We start from the raw sequence: 3,195 nt of genomic DNA on the forward strand, positions 1-3,195 counted from the left end.
CAAAATGTAGGGTGCGTACCACGCACCAAATCATTCAAATAATTGAAATTTCGGTGCGTAATACGCACCCTACATGAATTTTGTCGTGTACTGAAGGCTGCCTGAAACAGCCAACACTTTGCAAAAACACGCAATTGGATTATATTAAAACCCTTTTTAACCACAACTCAAGAGCAATCTTATGGCACACATTACTTTGGGCGGCAACGCCGTTGAATTAGCAGGGCAATTCCCACAAACTGGCGACACGGTCGCAGATTTTGTGTTGGTGGGCAATGATTTGGCTGATGTGAAATTGGCGGATTTTGCGGGTAAACGCAAGATTTTAAATATTTTCCCCAGCATTGATACGGGCATTTGCGCGACTTCGGTGCGCGTGTTTAACGAAAAAGCCAACAAACTGAACAACACGGTGGTGTTGTGCATTTCGGGCGATTTGCCGTTTGCCCAAGCGCGTTTTTGTGGCGCGGAAGGTTTGGACAATGTGAAAACCGTGTCCGCATTCCGTAACCGTGATTTCGCGCAACAAGTGGGCGTGGCGATGGTTTCGGGTGCATTGGCTGGTTTGACGGCGCGCGCGGTCATTGTGTTGGACGAAAACAATCGCGTTTTGCACAGCGAACTGGTTCCTGAAATCAAGCAAGAGCCGAATTATGAAGCGGCTTTGGCGGTTTTGTAAGAAATTGAATTGAAATAAAAACACAGAACAAATCTTTTTGGGTTTGTTCTGTGTTTTTTGAGTTTCAGGCTGCCTGAAAATTTATCGTTTACTTATGTAGCCCAATCACTTATTACCCTTTGCCCGATTATGGTTCATACAAAGCATTTCACAATTTTCAATACCCGTCAGCCCACCTTTGCTCCAAGCGGTAACATGGTCGGCTTCCATTTCTTTTAATGTCCAAATTTTTGTTTTATTGGCATTATCGCCAATCGCACACAATGGACAATTAGAAACACCGTCTTTTTCAGCTTTTTGAGTTTGTTTTTTATACACTTCTTTTTTGGTTTTTTCATCAAACATACGAATATCCAAAAGCCGCTTATCATTTTCGCCACCCAAAAGATATTCCCAAATCCCTTTACGGTTATTGACACTTGGGTCATCATATAATTCATTTAATCTTTTGGCTAATTCAGTTGGATTATAGGGATTTTTACCATAAGTTTCGTACAATCTCCCCCATTCCAAACCGCACATTTCCTTTTTCACATCAATAAATGTCGTGTTAATCCAATCAATGACGGTATTAAAATAGGTTTTTAATTCAGTAATATTATCATCATTGCGATGACGACTCATATAATCACTGATGTTCCCCCGACTAACCCAATCCAATGCACACGCCAAAAAATCTTGGCGGAGTGGCGTACCTTTGACAAAAGCCGACCATTTTTGGATATTGGCATTTTGTGAATTGCTAAATTCTGCTTTGGCAAGTGTTACAAATGAACCTGAATACACCGCATTCAATAATTCCTGTTCATTCAATGGCACACCAGCAATATTGATGGTTTTAAACCATTCTTTAATTTCGCTTTCCGTACCTTTGCATTCGTAAACCAAAATCGTGGTATTTGAAATCAAATCTTGCTTGTCTTTTGGCAAACTAGAAAATGTATAAGGAATGCCTTTTTCATCAATAATGGACAATTTATTGGTAACAAAACGCCCAATGCTGGTAATGCGTTGCTGACCGTCCAAAACTTCAAAAGTATCATCGCCCGTTTGATTAAAATAAATCAAACCAAGTGGATAGCCTTTTAAAATAGATTGAATGACCGCCACATCTTTTTTGCCGTCTGCATAAATATAATTGCGTTGATATTCGGGCTGAATGGTCAGGCTGCCTGAAAGTCCAAACAAGCCTTTTCCTTCTAATTCATTGTATTGAAAGCCTTCGCAGAGCTTGGCAATGGTAATACTGGTATTTAATTTGGTTTGCATTATTTAACTTCCTTTTTGTGTTTGATTAAAAGTCTTGAATACATTCTTTGATTCTCAATATAGCCCCTATCGGTTTTTCCATTCCAATCTGATTTTAACAACTCTGGTATTGAACCATCTTTAAGTTGATAGTCAGACGCAATAATCTCAAACTGTTCAGGATTATATTTATCCAAAAATGAAATTGGCACACCCATTACACCATCAAAATCAGACGGAATGGCATTAACCAATGGAATTTCAATGGCATGATAATTATCATATTCTTGATAAGCATTGCGATATTGTTCTTTTTTCAAGGATTTATTGAATTTTAAATTATCGTCCATTGTCATTAACCGTAATGGCTCATGACGGCGACCATGTTCTAAATTGGTAAACCACATTCCAGTAGAGCGAGCCATTATTTTATTGTCAATTTTGCGATAGGCACTACCTTCTTGTTTGGTTTCAATAAAATCATTTTCCATATATTCTGGAATATGAAATAAAATATCTGCACCCATTGGCATTGAACCAGACCATATTTTATTGTCTTTAATCAATGGGAAAACTTCTTTATAAGTAATGGCATTTTTATTACCAATAATGGCAAACTTCTTATTGGCATCTACAACCCACGCAATAAATTCACGAAATAGTGAAAATGGCGGATTGGTTATGATGATGTCGGCTTCATCACGCAATTTTTTGATTTCATCGCTGCGAAAATCGCCATCGCCCGTTAAATATTCCCATTGCAAATCTTTTAAATCCACAATGCCGTCTTGATTGATGTCTTCGGTGAGCGTGAAAATTTTGCCTTTCTTATTGGATTTTTCGCTATCAAAAATGGGGCTTTCGCTTTCAAGCAAACTGGGTTGATATGGGTTATCCAAATTTTTACTTTGGTGGGCGAAACTGGTGCTAATCAGCTTTTTTAAACCAAGTCGTGCGAAATTTTGGGCGAAATACAGGGTGAAATTAGACCATTCGGGGTCATCGCAAGGCAGAAGAATGGTTTTGCCACGAAACACATTTTCATCAAAATCAAGATAGGCATTCATCTCTTTTTCAATGTCATGATATTGCGTGTAAAACTCGTCATTTTTGGCTTTTTTGGCGTTAGAAAGATTGGAATTTTTAACTTTTGACATCTCAATCTCCCAAAAAAGCATGGAAAGATTGAGAAAGAGAAATTACGCTAGTGTTGCGTGTTGCGTGTTGCGTGTTGCGTGTTGCGTGTTGCGTGTTGCGTGTTGCGTGTT

At 38.7% G+C, this 3,195-nt stretch carries 3 protein-coding genes; 1 reads left to right on the top strand and 2 read right to left on the bottom strand.

The window, feature by feature from the left end:
- The first annotated feature begins 181 nt into the window (after window positions 1–181).
- Complete coding sequence (gene tpx, locus Q338_RS12240) at window positions 182–679, top strand: thiol peroxidase (protein ID WP_034295923.1); 498 nt, start codon at window positions 182–184, stop codon at window positions 677–679.
- Between the two features lie 105 nt (window positions 680–784).
- Here tpx and Q338_RS12245 read toward each other — a convergent pair whose 3' ends face one another.
- Together Q338_RS12245 and Q338_RS12250 are read right to left on the bottom strand one after the other, a co-directional pair.
- On the bottom strand, window positions 785–1,948 hold the full coding sequence (locus Q338_RS12245) for an HNH endonuclease family protein (protein WP_034295926.1): 1,164 nt from the start codon (window positions 1,946–1,948) through the stop codon (window positions 785–787).
- Window positions 1,948–3,084 (bottom strand): adenine-specific methyltransferase EcoRI family protein, encoded by a 1,137-nt coding sequence (locus Q338_RS12250; RefSeq protein ID WP_034295930.1) that lies wholly within the window; start codon window positions 3,082–3,084, stop codon window positions 1,948–1,950. The genes Q338_RS12245 and Q338_RS12250 overlap by 1 nt, the downstream gene beginning before the upstream one ends.
- Window positions 3,085–3,195: the final 111 nt, after the last annotated feature.

Source organism: Alysiella crassa DSM 2578, assembly GCF_000745955.1.
Lineage (GTDB): Bacteria > Pseudomonadota > Gammaproteobacteria > Burkholderiales > Neisseriaceae > Simonsiella > Simonsiella crassa.

Excerpts from the sequence above, each read along its gene's own strand:
- tpx (WP_034295923.1), top strand. The coding sequence starts at position 182 with ATGGCACACATTACTTTGGGCGGCAACGCCGTTGAATTAGCAGGGCAA.
- Q338_RS12245 (WP_034295926.1), bottom strand. The coding sequence starts at position 1,948 with ATGCAAACCAAATTAAATACCAGTATTACCATTGCCAAGCTCTGCGAA.
- Q338_RS12250 (WP_034295930.1), bottom strand. The coding sequence starts at position 3,084 with ATGTCAAAAGTTAAAAATTCCAATCTTTCTAACGCCAAAAAAGCCAAA.